The sequence below is a fragment of the Ochrobactrum teleogrylli genome (assembly GCF_037482325.1).
Taxonomy (GTDB): Bacteria; Pseudomonadota; Alphaproteobacteria; order Rhizobiales; family Rhizobiaceae; genus Brucella; species Brucella teleogrylli.
In genome coordinates, this window is the sequence record NZ_JBBHKQ010000001.1 from 109,045 (window position 1) to 128,158 (window position 19,114).

Genomic DNA, 19,114 nt, shown 5'->3' on the forward strand with positions numbered 1-19,114 from the left:
CCGGAAATGAAGCAAAACTTGGTGCGATCAGCCAAACAGGCCCGTCTTAACGGCCCTTGTTGCTTTCCAGCCACTTTTTCCATGTGGCGGCGTCGCCCGCGAAGACATTGATATCCGCGTCGCCCTTGATGCCCGGAATGCTGCCCGTGCCGGTATATTGCCAGAAAGTCCACGGATGCGGGCCGTATTTTTCGTCCGGGTGGCCCGCGACCGAACGCAGCCAGAACGGATAGTCTGGAAGCTGGCGCAGGTCGTTATCGTCGAAGAAATCTACGGTCGTGTAGATGATCGGACGCTTGCCGTAATGCTTTTCGAGCGCTGAAAGGAAGATGCGCATTTCCTTGCGCACAACCGCCGCATTGGGCCGCAATTTGCAGGTCGGCGATTGCGGGTTCCATTCCATGTCGAGAACGGGCGGCAGCGCGGACGGGTCGCGCGGCACGTTCTGAATATACCAGCGCGCCTGTTCGATGGCCGGACGGCAGAAATAATAGAAATGATAGGCGCTGCGGGGAATGCCCGCCTCGCGTGTGCCATTCCAGTGTTGGGCAAAGCGGTGGTCCAGACGGTCGCCGCCTTCCGTCGCTTTGATAAAGGCAAAGGAAATGCCGCTGGCGCGGACCGCGCTCCAGTCCACACTGGTCTGGTATTTCGAAACGTCAGTGCCGTGGATCGGATAGTGCCAGGGCGTCTTGCCGGTCCAGTCATGCGGATCGCGGTCGCCGAAGCGCGGCGCCTTCACCGATCCCGATGGAGGTGGGATGCGGGCGACCGTGCCGTTCTTTTTCACATCGGAAAAATCGTAATCCACTGTCGTACAGGCCGAAAGCAGAAAAACGCCCATGCAGGAGGCAAAGCAGGGGCCAAGAAAATTGCGGCTGGCCAGACGGCTCATGAGACGTTTCATGCAGGGTTTCCGGTGTCGCGAATCAGTCCCTACAACGGTTACGCGATCGGCACCCGGTCGTCACCAGCCTGTGGCGTTGTTGCTCCTAATTTTATGCAAAAGCCCGGATGACGGCGATCCACGCAAAGCCGCGATAAAGCACGCGGCGTTCCACTGTGAGGCCGCGTTCGGCAGCAAGCCGTTCGCACACGGCGAACATGTCCTGACGCGGCGTGACATGAAACCAGTCGAGCCATTTATAGAGCCCGCGCTTGAACCATCGGGGCAGGCGACTTTGATCGCCGAAATCGACGATATGCAACTCGCCTTGTGGCGCCAGATGGCGAATGCTCTCGCGGATGACCGATTGCCATTGCGGGATCATCGATATGGCATAGGAAATGAAGATACGGTCGAAGCCTGTTTGATGGAAAAGCTGTTCGGGATCGAACTGCGCCGCATCGGCGCGTTCCAGCCGGGTGCGGCTTTCGATGCCCGCACGTTTGGCGGCACTGCGGGCCGTTTCCAGCATTTCTGCTGAAATATCGATGCCATAGAGTTTTGCATCGGGGTAGTGTTCGGCCGTCTTGACGAGGTTGCGGCCCGTGCCGCAACCGATTTCCAGAACGCTGCCGCCTTCCGGCACATTGAGCGTCGCGATCATCTGGTCGCGGCCCAGCAGGTAATATTTGCGGGTCGCATCATAAAAGTGGCGCTGGCGGCGATAGACCCGGTCCATCAGCCGCGCATGACTTGCGCCCTGACTGTTGCCCTGCCTGCCTTCAGTATTTTGCAGCATGTCACGCGTCCTTCAGGACATAAAGGTGAAAGCCGCCATAAATCGACGAGCGGTCGCGGTCATGCAATGCGCGGGATTCGTCTTCGCGGTATTCCCAGTGGTCGAGAATTTCCGGCGCGACGCGACCGGGCAGCAGGCTCGGCTCGGCGGCAGTGCGGAAAATCACGCGAGCGCCCGGTGCGGCAGTGCGTGTGATTTCGCTCCAGACGGCATTGAGCTGGTTGTCGTTCATCCAGTCCTGCGCGTCGAGAAGAATGTAGCGGTCCACCGAACCGGCGGGCTTGGCGGCGAGGAAATCGGTATAGTTGGCGTTCTGCACCGTCATGCGGTCGGCGCGCGCGCGAACCGTTTCGAAATTGGCGCGCGACAGATAAGGCGGCAGCGGGCCGGTTTCTTCGTTGCCGCTATAGCCGCGTCCGAAAGCCTGCCAGGCAAAGTAGTTCTCCGTCAGCGGAAAGCCGCAGGCGAGCTTTTCAAGGCGGCGGCGCAGCACCTCGGCCATATTGCCGTTTCCGGCGGTGGCCAGCGCATCATATTGCTGGGGCGGAATGCCAAGACCGAACAGCGAGGATTTGCGTGCGGTTGCCCAGCGCACCATGCGTTTTTCGAACAAGGGCGCAAGTGCGGTGTCGAAGAAGCTGCGCTGTTCTTCCATGCTGCGCGATTTAAGAATATCGCGCGGATCAATGCCATAGAGCCGCGCCACGCGATGGCCCATGCCGATGAATACGCCGAGCAGGCCGTGACGGTAAAGATCGCGCCAGAAGATGGAAATGCGCTGGCGACCGTTCCACTTGCGCTTTTCCCAGTAAGCGCGGCTTTCGGCATCAAGATGCGGACGCACGAAGCGCTTATAGGCAGCCAGATTGGTCTTGTCGTCAGCCTTGCCATAGAAGCGGTAAAAGGCGCTGTAATCTGGCAGGTTCTTGAGCGCTGCAAGCTTCAGCCGGTTAAACGCGACATGAGCTTCGTTGAGATCGACGGCCTCGACGCGGGCCGGATCGGCGGTGAGGTAGGAAAGCGCGTTGCAACCGCCAGACGCGATGGTGACGATGCGATGGCCGGGCTGGATGGCGAGGGCTGCCATGTCCACATCCGGATCTTCCCAGATTTGCGGATAGACCAGCCCCTTAAAGAGCCAGGCAAACAATCGTTCCGAAAAACCTGCGCGGGAAAGCGCATGGTTCTGGGTTACTGCACGCTTCAGAATAGTACCGTCGGCTGATTGGTCGGCCATGAATTCCCCTTTGGGACGAATCCCGTGCTTGGTTTCAAAAAAGTTAAACACTGGGCATGACATCGCTGTGACATGGGGGATTGACGGATTAATGCGGGATTAAGTGTCTGCAATATTGGCGTTTTATTACGGACAGTAAGACTAATTGAGAGAACCTTTCCTTTGGTCTGCCGTTTTCTTCTGTGACGGTGGGTATCGACAGGAGTTCTGTGCCTGATCCAACCGCAAAAGTGCCCGACCGGTAAGGAGCCGGATGGACACGAAGAAAGCAATGAAAAGAGCAGAGGGGTGTCTGCGCAAACTGCGCCATGCTCAACAGGGATGAGCTCGGATCGAGCAACCCACGCTAGGAAGGAGAGCCAAAATGAAGAAGTTTCTGATTACATCTGTTGCCGCTGTATCGCTTCTGGGCCTTGCCGCCTGCAACGACAAGAAGGATGACGGCGCAAGCAACGCTCCGGCACCGGCCCCGACGACGCCGGCCGCACCTTCGAACAATGATACGAACACCACGCCTGCAACACCGGCTCCGGCAAATCCGGGCACGGGTACGGGCGGTACTGCGCCTGCTAATTAAGCTCGGGTGCTATTTTGTATCAATAAAGCGCGGGCAAGTTACGGCTGGTGAGCTGTCATAGACCCGTGTGGTAAACGTCATACGAATGGCGATCCGGGAAACTGGATCGCCATTTGTCCCAGAAGGAAGTGTAATGCATGAACGATCCCGCGGCATTTTACGGGAAAGACGGCGCGCAAGCGATTTCCGTGTTTAAACGCAGGCTGTCTTCGGTTATGGCTTTGGTCATGAACCGTAACACCCTGTTTTTCGTTGCCGCCATTGTTCTGGTTGCGCTTGCTGCTTGCGGCAAGGGCAATGAGGAAAAGGCTGCCGCACCGGCGCAGGACGGCGCTGCTGTTTCCCAGCCTGCCGCACCAGCGGAAGGCGCATCGGAGAAAAAGGGGCCGGATCTCGTCAAGGCACTGCGCGAGAACGCCGGTTTGACCACACCCGAGGAACAGGCAGCTGCCATCGAACGCGCCCGTACTAATGCCGAATCTGCCGCAAAGGCTGTCGGGCAAAATGCCGAGCAGGCCCAGGCCGCCGGAGAAGCTGCCGCCGCGACGGCACAACGCTCCTTCAATGAACGCCAGAACGCCGTTCAATCCAATTAATTGGGAACAGCGTTCTCCTTTTTTGGTTTACACCATAACAGTTCAGGGCATTTCTTATCACAGACCGGTGATAAGCGCATATAAATCATTGTTTTTTCGACTTCGCTTCATGCAGGCGGTTTCCAGCCGCGACGGAATTTTGTAGAAAAGCCCCATGTCGATTTGGGTTCGCATCGGTGAGTTTGTGGCGTCAGTGACGTCGAACGCCATTACAGGCGTTATCGAGGCTGTGCGCACCGTTTTTGAAGGCGATGCCGATACGCGCAGGCGGGTGGCCTTCTCGATTGCCATGATCGCGCTCTCCGCAAAAATGGCGAAGGCCGACGGCGTGGTCACGCAGGACGAGATACGCGCTTTCCAGGATATTTTTGCGGTGCCGCAGGAAGAAACCGCGCATGTCGCCCGGCTTTACGATCTGGCCAAGCAGGATGTGGCGGGTTTCGAAAGCTATGCGCGCCAGCTGGCCGGACTTTGTCAGGAAGGCCAGACCGAGTGCCATCTTCTGGAAGATATTCTCGACGGACTGTTTCATATCGCCAAGGCGGATGGCTATGTCCATGAAAAGGAATTGGCATTTCTAACCGAAGTCGCCGGTATTTTCGGCTTTGACGAAGTTGCCTTCGACCGCATCGCGATCCGGCATGTGCAGCGTGGCGAGGGCGATCCTTATGCTATTCTGGGTCTTGAACGCGGGGTGTCGTTCGATACTGCGCGCAGCCGCTACCGTTCGCTGGTCAAGCAGCACCATCCCGACCGGCTGGTTGCCGAAGGTTTGCCGCTCGAATTTATTGCTATTGCCAATGCGCGCCTTGCTGCCATAAACGCGGCTTGGGCGAGCATAGAAAAGCATTTGGAGGCTGCGTGATGCAGACGTCGAGCGACGCAACCGGATTTCAGGATGAGGAATTGGCGGAACTGGCGCTGGAAAAGCCCGATTTTCCCGATGCCACGCTCGATCCTTCGCCCAATTTCGGCCCGCGCCGTGACGGCAAGACGCCGGTTTTTCTGATCCAGCATTATACCGGCCTTGCGACCGCGCAGGAGGCGATCGACATTCTGAAATCGCCCGAAATGCAGGTCTCGGCTCACTATCTCGTTCTAGAGGACGGGAAGGTGTTGCAGATGGTTTCGGAAAAGGCCCGCGCCTGGCATGCGGGCAAGAGCTTCTGGAAGGGCGAGACCGACATCAATTCGGCCTCTATCGGCATCGAAATCGTCAATCCGGGCGTTCTGCAAGACTATCCGCCGTTTAAGGATGCGCAGATCGAGGCGGTGATCCGCCTTAGCCGCGATATTTGTGAACGCCACGCTATTGCGCCGGAGAACGTGCTGGCGCATTCGGACATCGCACCGGCGCGCAAGACCGATCCCGGCCAAAGCTTTCCGTGGAAACGTCTGCATGAGGCGGGTGTCGGGCATTATGTGGAGCCGACGCCGATCCGCGGCGGACGGTTTTTGGCGCGGGGCGAACAGGGGCAGCCGGTGGAGGCTTTGCAGTCCATGCTGGCGCTCTACGGCTATGGAATTGAGATCACCGGTATCTTCGATGAAGCCACGGAAATCGTGGTTAAGGCATTTCAGCGTCACTTTCGGCCACAAAATGTAGACGGTGTGGCCGATGTTTCTACCATAGATACCCTCTACAGGCTGATTTTTTCCCTGCAAAATGTTACCGCCTGAGCAAGCAGTATCCATCGGGCGACTTTCGCAATTTAATTAGAATTTCGTTCAAAATTTCAAAAATTTAGCCGAATCACCTTTTAGACCTCGCTTAAGTGAGGGGGCGTCGACTCACGTCCGATTGAGTCGGTTTTGTTACAACCTGTAAGACGATTTTACTTTTGCAACCAATCTTCGGCTGCATTTCCCCTTCAGATCATCGATCAATCCCAGCGGAAATGGGCCTTGAGAGCTCATACCGGACGGGACCCGAATAAACGGATCGTCTCCCCCCAAGACGGGCGGTCCCCCATAAGAAACGTTCCAAGACGGTAGGTTATGAAAGTAAAATTTGTTATTGTTAGCGCCCTTGTTGGCGCGATGAGTTCGTTTGGCCTGAATCCGGCGCTTAGCGCCCCTGCAAGTGAACCAACCAACCTCGCAGCACTTCTCAAGGCGCGTCAGCAGAACAAAGTTGCTGAGGCCGACAAGGCGAAGCCTTCGGTCAAAAAGGCGTCCGTCATCACCAACCGCGCAGCCCCCGCAGGCAAGGGTTCGCGTTCCGGTTCGTCCAAGTCCGGCGGCGCCAGCCGTTCGGTCAAGAGCGGCAGCGGCTACTCACAGATCATCAACCGCTACGCTTCCACTTATGGCGTACCGTCCTCGCTCGCTCATGCGGTCGTGCGTCACGAAAGCAATTTCCAGCCGAATGTGCGCGGTGCTGCAGGCGAAATTGGCCTGATGCAGATCAAGCTCTCGACGGCGCGCGCCATGGGCTATTCCGGCTCGGCCAAGGGGCTTTATGAGCCTGCCACGAACATCCAGTACGGCATGAAATACCTCGCCATGGCCCAGAAGCTTGGCGGCGGCAGCACCTGCGGCACGATCCTGAAATACAATGCCGGTCATGGCGCAAAGCGCATGAACCCGATCTCTGCGAAATATTGCAGCTCGGTGAAGGCATATATGGCCGGACTTTAAGCATCGCTTTTGGAGTTCGCTCCAGAATTTGCGTCGGCGGTTGCGTAGAGTTTCAAGCCGTTTGATGTGAACGAAAAGCCGGTAGCGGTTTTGCTACCGGCTTTTTTGTTGCTTTTTCGGGCAGAAGCGAATTTATACGCGGTGTCAGTCGGTCGGGCAGCCGCGCTTGTCATATGCCGAAAGGCGGCAGGTGAGGAAAGTCCGGGCTCCAGGGAAACACGGTGCCGGGTAACGCCCGGCGGGGGTGACCCCAGGGATAGTGCCACAGAAAGTAAACCGCCTCGTCTTCCGTATCGTTGTGCAGAAGCTGCAACGACAGGGATGACGAGGTAAGGGTGAAAGGGTGGGGTAAGAGCCCACCGCGTCTGCAGCAATGCAGACGGCACGGTAAACCCCACCGGGAGCAAAACCGAATAGGGACGGCGCGCCGGTTCGCAAGGACCGGCAATCGGTTTCCGGATCAGTCGTCCGGGTGGGTTGCAAGAGGCGGGTGGCAACATCCGTCCCAGATGAATGGCTGCCACGTCGGGCGAAAGCCCGGCCATACAGAACCCGGCTTACAGACCGGCTGACACTTCTTCGATAGCGAAAAAGCCCGGCTTTGAGCCGGGCTTTTTGCTTGTGCGCAGTTGCTTGGGAGGCGTTGCGCGGATCCTTCATTTTAACGCGCATCTTTTCCGAAAACCGTTTCACACTTTTCGGGATGCGCTGGATTAATCAGATCGGTACGCCGGTGAAGAAGTCATAGATGAGCTTCAGGTTCAAAACGACGATGATAATGGCAGTGATGGCGGCCAGAAGCGTGACCCAGCGCGGCGCGACCAGCGAGCCCATCTTCTTCTTTTCCGCTGTGAACATGACGAGCGGAATGACCGCGAAGGGCAATTGCAGGCTGAGTACAACTTGCGACAGGATCAGGAGTTCCGTAGTGCCCTGAGAACCGTACATGATTGTCACGGCGGCGGCGGGCACAATGGCCACAAAGCGGGTGATGGCGCGGCGCAGCCACGGCTTCAACCGGATACGGATAAAGCCTTCCATGACGATCTGCCCCGCCATGGTGGCGGTTATGGTCGAATTCAGGCCGCAGCACAGAAGCGCGATGGCAAAAAGCGTGGGGGCCAGCGATGATCCGAGCAGCGGGTTGAGCAGGGCATGCGCCTTGTCGAGGTCTTCCACGCCGGTATTGCCGGTCGCATTGAAGCTGGCTGCGGCGAGGATCAGGATCGATGCATTGACCAGCAGCGCGAATGTCAGCGCGATGGTGGAATCAAGCGTCGAATAGCGGATGGCTTCGCGCTTTTCAGCGGTCGTATGCCCATAGTCGCGGGTCTGCACGATGCCCGAATGCAGATAGAGATTATGCGGCATGACCGTCGCGCCGATAATGCCGAGCGCTATATAAAGCATGTCCGGGTTCCGGATGATCTCGACCGTTGGCGCAAATCCGAGAATGACCTCGTTCCATTTCGGCTGCGCCATCAGGATCTGGATCAGGAAACAGAGCGCGATGACGGCCAGAAGCGTCATGATGAGAGCTTCGACGCGGCGGAAGCCCTTATTTTGCAGATAGAGCACCAGAAGCACGTCGGCGGCGGTGATAATGACACCGAGTTCGAGCGGAATGCCGAACAGAAGGTTGAGGCCGATGGCTGTGCCAATGACTTCGGCAAGATCGGTGGCGCAGATCGCCAGTTCCGCCAGCAGCCAGAGCGGCCAAGCGAGAAAACGGGGATAGGCGTCGCGGCAGGCCTGCGCCAGATCGCGGCCAGTCGCGATTGCGAGCCGTGTGCAGAGCGCCTGCAACAAAACGGCCATCAGGTTGGACAGCAGCACGACCGACAGCAGCGCATAGCCGAAGCGGGAACCACCGGCGAGCGAGGTCGCCCAGTTGCCAGGGTCCATATAGCCGACGGCGACCAGATAGCCGGGGCCGACAAAGGCCATGGCCCTGCGAAAGCGCGAACCGGAGCGGTTGACCGCCACGGAGCGATGAACATCGGACATTGAGGCTTCGCCGCGATCCCGCCGCCAGCCTTCAAAAGTGACGTCATGACCTTCGGAGGGGCCCGCTCCATGGGGTGTCATGCTAAATACCTTTATTACCAATATGCACTTGCAAACTATTTGCATTTAATAATGGCAGACGGGTGGCGCGTCAATAGGGGGAGGAGGGAGGGCAGTAGGGGAATAGGGGAATAGGGGAATAGGGTAGGAACTCGTAGCCCCGAAAAAAACGCTTGCGCTGAAGAAGCGCCCGCGATCCTCTTCCCTTACTCCCCTCAATATTCCTGTGCGCTCATGTAAAGGATAACGCTTCATTAAGCTTAATATCCGATAACTGACGAACGAATCCGTCATGACGACAAATGGTCGGAATCCGCAGACAGAAAACAGGATAGCGGGGGCAACTCCCGGGAAAGGATCGGAATGATGGCGAGCCTCGGCGGAGACAAATCTCAAGCCGAAGGGGCTGAAGTCCGTCACGTTCCGGTGTTGATCTCCGAGGTGATTGACGCTCTCAAGCCCAAGCCCGGCGAAGTCATCGTCGACGGCACCTTTGGGGCAGGCGGCTACACCCGTCGCATATTGGACGAGGGCGCCGAAGTGATCGCGATCGACCGCGATCCGACGGCCATCGAAGCCGGACGCGCCATCGAAAAGCAGTTTCCAGGGCGTCTGCATCTGGTGGAAAGCCGGTTTTCGGCACTGGATTCCGCCGTTGCGCAAGTGAAGGGAGCAGGCAGCAAAGTGGATGGCGTTGTGCTCGATATCGGTGTTTCGTCGATGCAGATCGATGAAGCCGAGCGCGGCTTCTCCTTCCAGAAGGACGGGCCGCTCGACATGCGCATGTCCAGCAAAGGTCCCAGCGCTGCCGATGTTGTTAATCGCCTGAAGATGGGCGATCTGGCGCGCATTTTCAATTTCCTCGGTGAGGAGCGTCATGCAGGGCGCATCGCGCGGATGATCGAGAAGCGCCGCGAGGCGCAGCCGTTCACCCGCACGCTTGATCTCGCCAATGCGATTGAAACGCTGGTCGGTCGTAATCCCAAAGTGCCTATCCATCCTGCGACGCGCGTGTTTCAGGCATTGCGCATCTACGTAAATGATGAGTTGGGTGAACTGGCCCGCGCATTGCTGGCAGCCGAACAGGTTTTAAAGCCCGGCGGTCGGCTGGTGGTGGTGACGTTCCATTCGCTCGAAGACCGCATGGTGAAGCGCTATTTCGCGGATCGTGCAGGCGGCAGTGCGGGTTCACGGCATATGCCCGAAACCCATGTGCGCCATCCAAGTTTCACGCCCGCCGTCAAGGGCGCTGTCGGGCCGACGCCGGAAGAAGAAGCCCGCAATCCACGTGCGCGCTCGGCGAAGCTGCGCGCAGGAGTGCGGACTGATAATCCGTCGCTTGAAGATGATCTTTCGCTGTTCGGGCTTCCCAAACTGCCTGAAACGCATGAACTAAGCCGGAGTTGAACGAGTGCTGCGTACTTTTGATCTCATCATGATTGCGGCGATGTTGGTGGCAGCGGCTGTCACCTACACCATCAAGTATGACGCGGAAAAGCAGATCGCGGTCATTGCCAAGCTGACGCGTCAGATCAATTCCGAGCGCGACACGATCACGCTGCTGCGCGCCGACTGGGCGCTCATGACCCAGCCGGGCCGTCTGCAAAGCCTGACGGGCGTTTATGAAAAAGAACTGAACCTGCAGCCCATCGTGGCCGAGCAGCTCATTTTGAGCGCCGGTGACATTCCGGAGCGTCCGTTGGACGACATTCAGAAAATCATCTCCGGCACCGATGAACTGGTGGCAAGCGGCGTCCTCGAACAGGACAAGATCACGACCGGCAGCGTCAAGAAGAGCGGGGCAAAGCACTGATCATGCGGCTGAAACTCGGTCTTTCAAAAAAGAAAAAGCAGGATATGATGGACGGCATGGAGCCGGTCGGCGATGAAAAGCTGGCTGGCAACATGGCTTTTGTCGGGTCGCGTAAAAAGCACGGCAATCGTGCGCGCAACCGTTTGTGGATGGCGATTGCCTGCTTCGTCGGCATTTATGGCGTGATTGGCGGCAAGCTCGTCTATTTCGGCATGATCGGCGGTGAGGACGAAGATGCTTCCGGTCCAGCCGTGCAGCAGCTTGCCTCGCGCCCGGATATTCTGGATCGCAACGGCGAAATTCTCGCGACCGATATCAACACCGCTTCGCTCTACGCCGAACCGCGCAAGATCGTCGATCCCGACGAAACCATCGAAATGCTCTCCACGGTGCTACCCGATCTCGATTGGGAGGCGACCTATAAGCGCCTCAAGAGCGGCGCGGGCTTTGTCTGGGTCAAGCGCGGCCTGACGCCGAAGCAGCAGAGCCAGATCATGGCGCTGGGCGTTCCGGGCATCGGTTTCCGCACCGAAAAGCGCCGCTTCTATCCGGGCGGTCCTACCGCATCCCACATTCTCGGTCTGGTCAATGTCGATAATCAGGGCATTGCCGGTATGGAAAAATATATCGACAGCCAGGGCCTGACCGATCTCCGTCTTGCCGGTCTTGCGACCGGTCAGTCGCTGGAGCCGGTGCGCCTGTCCATCGATATTCGCGTGCAGCACATCATGCGCGACGTTCTGGTCAAGGCCATGGAGCGTTATCGCGCCATTGCCGCCGGCGCCGTTGTTCTCAACATTAAGACCGGCGAAGTCATCGCCATGGCCTCGGTACCGGATTTCGATCCGAACAACCCGGTCAATGCGCTCGACAAGGATCGTTTGAACCGCATGTCGGCGGGCACCTATGAAATGGGCTCGACCATCAAGACCTTCACGACGGCGATGGCGCTCGATTCCGGCAAGTTCACCTTGCAGTCGAAGCTCGATGCGACGCGTCCGCTGGTGTTTGGTCGCCAGACCATCCGCGACTTCCACGGCAAGGGCCGCTGGCTGACGCTGCCGGAAGTCTTCATCTATTCGTCGAATATCGGTTCCGGTCGCGAAGCCGATGCCGTCGGCATCGAAGGCCACCGCGCCTTCCTCAAGAAGATGGGTCTTCTTGACCGCATGCAGACGGAATTGCCGGAAGTGGCGCGTCCCGTTGAGCCGCGCGTCTGGAAGAAGGTCCATTCGATGACCATCTCGTTCGGTCACGGCATGATGACGACCCCGTTGCAGACTGCGGTGGGTGCGGCAGCGTTGATGAACGGTGGCAAGCTGTTCAACCCGACCTTCCTGATGCGTTCTCAGGCTGAGACCGTCGCGCTGGGAGAGAAGCAGGTCGTTCATCCACAAGTTTCTGCTGATATGCGTTATCTCTACCGCCTCAATGCCACGGCGCCGGGCGGTTCGGGCAAGCGCGCAGCCGTTCCGGGCTATCGTGTCGGTGGAAAGACGGGTACGGCTGAAAAGGTGGTTCACGGTCGCTATTCGAAGGATTCGCGCTTTAACGCCTTCCTTGCCGCGTTTCCGATCGAAGATCCGGCCTATGTGGTGCTGACCATCATTGACGAGCCGAAGCCGGAACAGGGCAAATTCGGCGCGACCGCGGGCTTCAATGCTGCGCCGATGGTCTATGAAATCATCAGTCGCTCGGCATCCTTCCTCGGGGTCAAACCGAACTTCGAACTGGATGCGCTACCGGCAACTGTTAGCAATGTAAGCGGCGGGCCTGATTTAAAACAGGAATTGCCGCCAGCAATGGTTTCCAACGAATACGACTGATTCGTGTGGTGCAGCTTCAGGCCGCGAGGCCACTTTGGGTACGACGCAACGGAATTTGGATTTGATTGCCATGAAACTGAAGGAAATCGCTCTTTTTAAGGAACTGGCCTCCGGCAATGACGGTGAGGTTGAAATCACGGGCGTTACCTCGGATTCCCGCAAGGTCGAACGCGGTTTTCTCTTCGCCGCGCTGAAAGGCGTGAAGGCGGATGGAGCGGCATTCGCTGCGGATGCGATCAAACGCGGCGCTGCCGCCGTCATCGCCGCCAAGGATGCAACCATCGCCGATGCGGGCGTGCCAGTCTTGCATGTAGACGATCCGCGTCATGCGCTGGCCACCGCTGCGGCGCAGTTCTATGGCAAGCAGCCTGAAATCATGGTTGCCGTTACGGGCACGAGCGGCAAAACCTCCGTTGCTTCCTTCACGCGTCAGATATGGGCCTATGCGGGCTTCCCTGCTGCAAACATCGGCACGACCGGCGTGTTTTCGCCGACCCGCAGCGACTATAATTCGCTGACGACGCCCGATCCGGTGGAGTTGCAGCGCGTTCTGACCGAACTTGCCGATGAAGGCGTGACCCATGCCGCGATGGAAGCTTCTTCGCACGGGCTGGACCAGCGCCGTCTCGACGGCGTGAAACTCGCCGCTGGCGCCTTTACCAATCTTGGCCGCGACCATATGGATTATCACGCGACCATCGAAGAATATCTCGGCGCGAAAATGCGCCTGTTCGATACGCTGCTGCCGAAGGGCGCGCCGGCGATCATCTTTTCGGACGATCATTTCTCGCAACAGGCCATCGATGCGGCGACCGCTGCCGGTTGCGATGTGAAGACCGTTGGCCGCAAGGGCAGTTTCATCAATCTGAAGCGCGTCGAGCATGAGCGATTCCGCCAGCATGTGGAAGTGCGCATCGGCGACGAAATCTTTGAAATTGAGCTGCCGCTGGCCGGTGATTTCCAGGTGGCGAATGCGCTGGTCGCAGCCGGTCTCGCTATGGTTACGGGCGTGCCCGCTGCCGCCGCCATGCGCGCGCTGGAACGCCTGAAGGGCGCACCGGGCCGTCTCGATCTGGTGGGTGCGACCGAAGACGGCGCACCGGCCTATGTCGATTATGCGCATAAGCCGGAAGCGCTTGAAAATGTTCTGACTTCGGTTCGCCCATTCACCACGGGCCGCGTGATTGTCGTGTTCGGTTGCGGCGGTGACCGTGACAAGGGCAAGCGCCCGATCATGGGCGAAATCGCCTCGCGTCTTGCCGATGTGGTGATCGTCACGGACGACAATCCGCGTTCGGAAGTGCCGGCGCAGATTCGCTCCGAGATCATGGCCGCGGCAACCGGAGCGACCGAAATCGGCGATCGCCGCGAAGCGATCTTCACGGCTGTGTCCATGATGATGCCGGGCGACACGCTGGTGGTTGCGGGCAAGGGACATGAGGAAGGCCAGATCGTTGGCAACATCACCTTGCCGTTCTCCGATCATGCGGAAGTCGCAGCCGCACTGGCTGCCCGTCTTGAGGAGCGTCAGGGATGAAAGACTGGCTGTGGTCATCGGCTGATATGGTTGAGGCCATGGGAGGCAGGCCCTTCGGCAAGCTCCCTAAAGGCATCACCGGCATTTCCATCGACAGCCGCACGCTGAAGCCCGGCGAGGCTTTTTTCGCCATCAAGGGCGACCTGTTCGACGGCCACGACTTTGCCACGGCGGCAATGGCGGCTGGCGCAGGTCTTCTGGTGGTGGCTGAGCATCGCCTGCCTGCTTTCGGCAATCTGAAAGTGCCGATGATCGTCGTGGAAGACGTGCTCGAAGCGCTGACCAAGCTGGGCATTGCATCGCGTGCGCGCTCGAAGGCCCAGATCATCGCGGTGACGGGTTCGGTCGGCAAGACGACGACCAAGGAAGCGCTGCGCCATGTCCTGTCCGGCGTTGGCAAGGTTCATGCCTCGGTCGCATCCTTCAACAATCATTGGGGCGTGCCGCTGACGCTCGCCCGCATGCCAGCCGATACCGATTACGGTGTGTTCGAAATCGGCATGAATCATCATGACGAAATTCGTCCGCTGGTGAAGATGGTGCGCCCGCATGTGGCCTTGATCACGCTAATCGCGCCCGCGCATCTTGGCCATTTCGCCAATCTGGAAGAAATTGCGGTCGCCAAGGCCGAGATTTTCGAAGGCATCGTACCGGGCGGTTATGCGTTGCTCAACCGTGACGACAAGCGTTTCAAGCAGCTGGAAGAACTGGCGGAGAAAGCTGGCGTCGAGCATATTTCAACCTTTGGCGAAAATGCGCGCGCCGATTATCGCCTGCGTGAAGTCAAGCTGCACCCGACATGCTCCTGCATGACGGTGAAGATCGGCAATCACGAAGCCGTCGTGAAGGTCAGCATACCGGGCCGTCATATCGTGCAGAACATGCTTGCCGTCCTTGGCGCTTGCGATCTCGTCGGCGCCGATCTCGCCAAGGTGACGATGGCGATGGCGACCCTTTCAGCAGAAGGCGGGCGCGGCGCACAGCATGTGCTGCAACATCCCGATGGCGGCACATTCACGCTGATCGACGAAAGTTATAATGCCAATCCGACCTCCATGCGTGCGGCGCTGGCATTGCTCCAGTCGTCCAAGCCGGAAGGTCCTAAGGGACGGCGCATCGCCGTTCTCGGCGACATGCTGGAACTCGGTCGTCAGTCGGGCAAGCTGCATGCCGACCTCGCGCGTCCGATCGTGGATGCCGAAGTCAGTTCACTTTTTATCGGTGGCCCTGAAATGTCGGTGCTTAAAAACGCCTTGCCGGTTGAAATTCACACCGAATACAGGCAGAGCACCGATGAATTACTGCCGCTGGTGATAAAGGCGGTCCGTCCCGGCGATGTCGTCATGGTGAAATCGTCCAAGGGAATCGGCTTCTCCAAAATCGTCAAGGCTTTCACTGCCCAGTTTCCGCCGGTCGAGCCGGCGGAATAGGCGATGGTCGAGGGAATTTTCTCCACATGCTGATGCTTCTCACCTTCTTCGCTGAACACATGACACCGCTCAACGTGTTCCGCTACATCACCTTCCGCACTGGCGGCGCGATGATTACCTCGGCGCTGATCGTGTTCCTGTTCGGCCCGACGATCATCAACTCGTTGCGCGTGCGTCAGGGGAAGGGGCAGCCGATCCGCGCCGACGGCCCGCAGACCCATTTCAAGAAAGCCGGTACGCCCACCATGGGCGGTCTGATGATCATGACCGGCATTCTGATTTCGTGCATGTTGTGGGCCAATCTCTCCAGCGTCTATGTCTGGGTGGTGCTGCTGGTCACCGTGGGCTTCGGCGCCATCGGTTTCTATGACGACTATCTCAAGGTGACGAAGCAGTCCGACAAGGGCTTTTCCGGCAAGGCGCGTCTGGGCATCGAGTTCCTGATCGCAGCGATTGCCGCTTTCGTCATCATGCGCGCAGGGCAGGAGCCTTTCTCCTCCTCGCTGACCTTCCCATTCGCCAAGCAGTTCGTCATCAATCTGAGTTGGTTCTTCATTCCCTTCGCCGCCTTCGTGATGGTCGGCGCGGGCAATGCCGTGAACCTGACAGACGGTCTCGACGGTCTGGCTATCGTGCCGGTCATGGTTGCCGCTGCTTCCTTCGGCTTCATCGCCTATCTTTCCGGTAATGCGATCTTTGCAGACTATCTGCAAATCCATTTCGTGCCGGGCACGGGTGAACTTGCCGTGGTGTTAGGCGCGGTGATCGGTGCAGGCCTTGGCTTCCTGTGGTTCAATGCGCCGCCTGCCGCTATCTTCATGGGCGATACGGGTTCGCTGGCGCTGGGCGGCATGCTCGGCACCGTGGCCGTTGCGACCAAGCATGAAATCGTGCTCGCCATCATCGGCGGTCTGTTCGTCATGGAAGCGCTTTCGGTCATCATTCAGGTTGGCTCTTTCAAGCTGACCGGCAAGCGCGTCTTCCTCATGGCGCCAATTCACCACCATTTTGAAAAGAAGGGCTGGACCGAAAGCCAGGTCGTGATCCGGTTCTGGATCATCGCCATCATTCTCGCAATGATCGGCCTTTCCACCCTCAAGCTCAGATAGTCACAAGACCAGTATCGACAGGCAAGAAGAATGATCCCGATCACCGCCCTTAAAGACAAGACCGTCGCCCTCTTCGGACTGGGCGGGTCGGGCATCGCCACAGCCAAGGCCATCGTGGCCGGAGGGGCGAAGATCATTGCCTGGGACGATAATCCCGACAGTGTCGCGCGCGCGCAAGGCACAGGCATTGCAACCGGCGATCTGAGGCAGGCGGACTGGTCGCAGTTCGCCGCCTTTGTGCTTTCGCCGGGTGTTCCGCTGACCCATCCGAAGCCCCATTGGACGGTCGATCTTGCCCATGCGGCAGGCGTCGAAATTATCGGCGATGTGGAGCTTTTCGTGCGCGAGCGCAATCATATCGCACCCGATTGCCCGTTCATCGCCATTACCGGCACCAACGGCAAATCGACCACCACCGCGCTGATCGCCCATATCATCAAGGCGTCGGGCCGCGACATGCAACTCGGCGGCAATATCGGCACGGCAATCCTCACGCTGGACTCGCCAGCGGCCAACCGTTTCTATGTGGTTGAATGCTCGTCCTACCAGATCGATCTGGCACCCTCGCTGAATCCGACTGCCGGAATTTTGCTGAACCTGACGCCGGATCACCTCGACCGTCACGGCACGATGGAAAACTATGCGGCCATCAAGGCGCGGCTGGTTGCGGCCAGCGGCACCGCGATTATCGGCGTTGATGATCTTTACTGCACGGCGATTGCTGAAAATCTGGCGGCGAACGGCGTCAATGTTGCGCGGATTTCCAAGGAAAAGCACCTCGACAACGGCTATTTCGCTGATGGTCCGACCTTGATTCATGCCACCGATGGCAAGGATGAGGAACTGGCCTCGCTCGCCGGGATCGGTTCGCTGCGCGGCGCGCATAATGCACAGAACGCGCTCGCAGCCGTGGCGGCCTGCCTCGCTGTCGGCCTGTCGCTCGATGAAATTCGCGCCGGTCTGAAAAGCTTTCCGGGTCTGGCGCACCGCATGGAGCAGGTGGGGCGGCGCGGCAAGGTGCTGTTCGTCAATGATTCCAAGGCGACCAATGCCGATGCGACCGCACCGGCGCTGTCGTCCTTTCCGCAGAACATCTACTGGATCGCTGGCGGCGTGCCGAAAGCAGGCGGTATCGAGTCGCTCGGCGGGTTCTTCCCGCGTATCGCCAAGGCCTATCTGATCGGCGAAGCGGCGGCGCAGTTTGCTGCGACGCTGGGCGACAGCGTGCCGTTCGAAATTTCCGATACGCTGGCCGTGGCCGTCGATCATGCCGCGCGCGATGCGGGCAATGATGCAGCCGCAGAGCCGGTGGTGCTGCTTTCGCCAGCCTGCGCCAGCTTCGATCAGTTCCAGAATTTTGAAAAACGCGGCGATGCCTTCCGCAGCGCCGTATTGGCCCTTCCCGGTATCATGCCAATTGGAGGAGAAAGCTGATGGTAAGCCGTGTCGATCGCGGTCCTGTCGCCAACTGGTGGTGGACAATAGACCGCTTCTTTCTCGTAGCCTGTCTTGCCCTGATGGGGCTTGGTATTCTTCTGTCCTTTGCGGCAAGCCCGGCTGTGGCTTCGCGCATTGGTCTCGACAGTTTTCATTTCGTCGAGCGTCAGACCATCTTCATGATCCCCGCGGTTATCGTCATGGTGGGCGTGTCGTTCTTTTCGCCACGGCAGATCAGGCGTTTCGCACTGATCCTGCTCGCCATTTCCATGGTGCTGATGGTTGCGGCGCTCTTCTTCGGTATCGAAGTCAAGGGTGCGCGCCGCTGGGTCAATCTGGCGGGTATTTCCATCCAGCCATCCGAATTCATGAAGCCCGCTTTCGTGGTCGTCTGCGCATGGCTCTTCTCCGAGCGCGAACGTGGCGGCGACATGCCGGGCTATTTCCTCGCCATGATGCTGTTCTGCACGGTTGCCGGTCTTCTGGTGTTGCAGCCCGATCTGGGCCAGACCATGCTGACCACCGGCACATGGGGCGCGATGTTCTTCCTCGCGGGCTTGCCGATGTTCTGGATTCTGGTTCTGGGCGGGCTTGCGGTTTGCGGCGGCTTTAGCGCTTATTTCGTGTTCGACCACGTGGCCGGTCGTATCAACCGCTTCATGACGGGCGAGGGCGATACGTTCCAGGTCGATGCCGGACGCGAAGCCATTCTGCGCGGCGGCTGGTTCGGGCAGGGGCCGGGTGAAGGCACCGTCAAGCGCATCATTCCCGACAGCCACACCGACTTCATCTTCTCCGTGGCTGCGGAAGAATATGGCATCATCCTGTGCATGATCATCATGCTGCTATTTGCCTTCATCGTGGTGCGTGGGCTTTCCATTGCGCTCAAGGAACGCGATGCGTTTACGCGTCTTGCCGTGTCTGGCATCGTCATCCTGTTCGGCTTCCAGTCGATCATCAACATGGCGGTGAACCTGCACCTGATGCCCGCAAAAGGCATGACGCTGCCGTTCATTTCCTATGGCGGCTCGTCGCTGGTGGCGATTGCCATCACCATGGGCATTTTGCTGGCGCTCACCCGTCGCCGCCCGGAAGCGCGCATGACGCACACGGTTGGGCATATCGGGTCAAATCGGGGCGAACGCATTCCGGCGCTGTGA

The 19,114-nt window shown here is 58.7% G+C and carries 16 protein-coding genes, 1 other RNA gene and 1 pseudogene; 14 read left to right on the plus strand and 4 right to left on the minus strand.

All coding sequences use genetic code 11. The annotated features are described in order from the left end of the window. Nucleotides 1-46: 46 nt before the first annotated feature. From WIX40_RS00590 to WIX40_RS00600, 3 genes are all read right to left on the minus strand, one after another. A complete protein-coding gene (locus tag WIX40_RS00590; RefSeq protein WP_339440898.1) occupies nucleotides 47-895 on the minus strand; it encodes a glycoside hydrolase family 25 protein in 849 nt (282 codons plus the stop codon). A gap of 103 nt (nucleotides 896-998) precedes the next feature. After that, nucleotides 999-1,685: a class I SAM-dependent methyltransferase gene (locus WIX40_RS00595; RefSeq protein WP_339437961.1), complete on the minus strand. Its 687-nt coding sequence runs from the start codon at nucleotides 1,683-1,685 to the stop codon at nucleotides 999-1,001. A gap of 1 nt (nucleotide 1,686) precedes the next feature. Next, nucleotides 1,687-2,922: a BtaA family protein gene (locus WIX40_RS00600; protein WP_339437963.1), complete on the minus strand. Its 1,236-nt coding sequence runs from the start codon at nucleotides 2,920-2,922 to the stop codon at nucleotides 1,687-1,689. Between the two features lie 364 nt (nucleotides 2,923-3,286). Between WIX40_RS00600 and WIX40_RS00605 the strand changes: the two genes are divergently transcribed. The 6 genes and pseudogenes from WIX40_RS00605 (at nucleotide 3,287) to rnpB (ending at nucleotide 7,311) form a co-directional block, all read left to right on the plus strand. Beyond that, the gene (locus WIX40_RS00605) at nucleotides 3,287-3,499 is read left to right on the plus strand and encodes a hypothetical protein (RefSeq protein WP_339437965.1); all 213 of its coding nucleotides are present in this window, start codon (nucleotides 3,287-3,289) and stop codon (nucleotides 3,497-3,499) included. A gap of 144 nt (nucleotides 3,500-3,643) precedes the next feature. Next, nucleotides 3,644-4,095: pseudogene (locus tag WIX40_RS00610) on the plus strand (antifreeze protein). A gap of 154 nt (nucleotides 4,096-4,249) precedes the next feature. Continuing rightward, nucleotides 4,250-4,960, plus strand: coding sequence for a J domain-containing protein (locus tag WIX40_RS00615; RefSeq protein ID WP_109369422.1), 711 nt, complete (start codon nucleotides 4,250-4,252; stop codon nucleotides 4,958-4,960). Then, nucleotides 4,960-5,775 carry an N-acetylmuramoyl-L-alanine amidase gene (locus tag WIX40_RS00620; RefSeq protein ID WP_339437967.1) on the plus strand — a complete coding sequence of 272 codons (816 nt, stop codon included), beginning with the start codon at nucleotides 4,960-4,962 and terminating at the stop codon, nucleotides 5,773-5,775. Before WIX40_RS00615 ends, WIX40_RS00620 begins: the two co-directional genes overlap by 1 nt. Nucleotides 5,776-6,093: 318 nt before the next feature. Further along, on the plus strand, nucleotides 6,094-6,735 hold the full coding sequence (locus WIX40_RS00625; protein WP_109369420.1) for a lytic transglycosylase domain-containing protein: 642 nt from the start codon (nucleotides 6,094-6,096) through the stop codon (nucleotides 6,733-6,735). A gap of 144 nt (nucleotides 6,736-6,879) precedes the next feature. Beyond that, nucleotides 6,880-7,311: RNase P RNA component class A (rnpB, locus tag WIX40_RS00630), an RNA gene on the plus strand. Between the two features lie 141 nt (nucleotides 7,312-7,452). On the opposite strand, the gene WIX40_RS00635 is transcribed toward rnpB, so the two are convergent. Further along, nucleotides 7,453-8,823, minus strand: coding sequence for an Nramp family divalent metal transporter (locus WIX40_RS00635; RefSeq protein WP_339437970.1), 1,371 nt, complete (start codon nucleotides 8,821-8,823; stop codon nucleotides 7,453-7,455). Nucleotides 8,824-9,165: 342 nt separating this feature from the next. Between WIX40_RS00635 and rsmH the strand changes: the two genes are divergently transcribed. The 8 genes from rsmH (at nucleotide 9,166) to ftsW (ending at nucleotide 19,114) form a co-directional block, all read left to right on the plus strand. Next, nucleotides 9,166-10,209: a 16S rRNA (cytosine(1402)-N(4))-methyltransferase RsmH gene (rsmH, locus tag WIX40_RS00645; RefSeq protein ID WP_171318237.1), complete on the plus strand. Its 1,044-nt coding sequence runs from the start codon at nucleotides 9,166-9,168 to the stop codon at nucleotides 10,207-10,209. A 4-nt stretch (nucleotides 10,210-10,213) separates the two neighbouring features. Continuing rightward, entirely contained in the window at nucleotides 10,214-10,615 is a 402-nt protein-coding gene (ftsL, locus tag WIX40_RS00650; protein ID WP_109369417.1) for a cell division protein FtsL, read from the plus strand. A 2-nt stretch (nucleotides 10,616-10,617) separates the two neighbouring features. Next, entirely contained in the window at nucleotides 10,618-12,441 is a 1,824-nt protein-coding gene (locus WIX40_RS00655; RefSeq protein WP_109369416.1) for a peptidoglycan D,D-transpeptidase FtsI family protein, read from the plus strand. Between the two features lie 64 nt (nucleotides 12,442-12,505). Next, nucleotides 12,506-13,978 (plus strand): UDP-N-acetylmuramoyl-L-alanyl-D-glutamate--2,6-diaminopimelate ligase, encoded by a 1,473-nt coding sequence (locus WIX40_RS00660; protein ID WP_109370265.1) that lies wholly within the window; start codon nucleotides 12,506-12,508, stop codon nucleotides 13,976-13,978. Beyond that, nucleotides 13,975-15,408 (plus strand): UDP-N-acetylmuramoylalanyl-D-glutamyl-2,6-diaminopimelate--D-alanyl-D-alanine ligase, encoded by a 1,434-nt coding sequence (locus WIX40_RS00665; RefSeq protein ID WP_109369415.1) that lies wholly within the window; start codon nucleotides 13,975-13,977, stop codon nucleotides 15,406-15,408. The genes WIX40_RS00660 and WIX40_RS00665 overlap by 4 nt, the downstream gene beginning before the upstream one ends. Before the next feature lie 26 nt (nucleotides 15,409-15,434). After that, on the plus strand, nucleotides 15,435-16,517 hold the full coding sequence (gene mraY, locus WIX40_RS00670) for a phospho-N-acetylmuramoyl-pentapeptide-transferase (protein ID WP_109369414.1): 1,083 nt from the start codon (nucleotides 15,435-15,437) through the stop codon (nucleotides 16,515-16,517). 30 nt (nucleotides 16,518-16,547) lie between these two features. Continuing rightward, a complete protein-coding gene (gene murD, locus WIX40_RS00675; RefSeq protein ID WP_339437976.1) occupies nucleotides 16,548-17,951 on the plus strand; it encodes a UDP-N-acetylmuramoyl-L-alanine--D-glutamate ligase in 1,404 nt (467 codons plus the stop codon). After that, the gene (ftsW, locus tag WIX40_RS00680; RefSeq protein WP_109369412.1) at nucleotides 17,951-19,114 is read left to right on the plus strand and encodes a putative lipid II flippase FtsW; all 1,164 of its coding nucleotides are present in this window, start codon (nucleotides 17,951-17,953) and stop codon (nucleotides 19,112-19,114) included. The genes murD and ftsW overlap by 1 nt, the downstream gene beginning before the upstream one ends.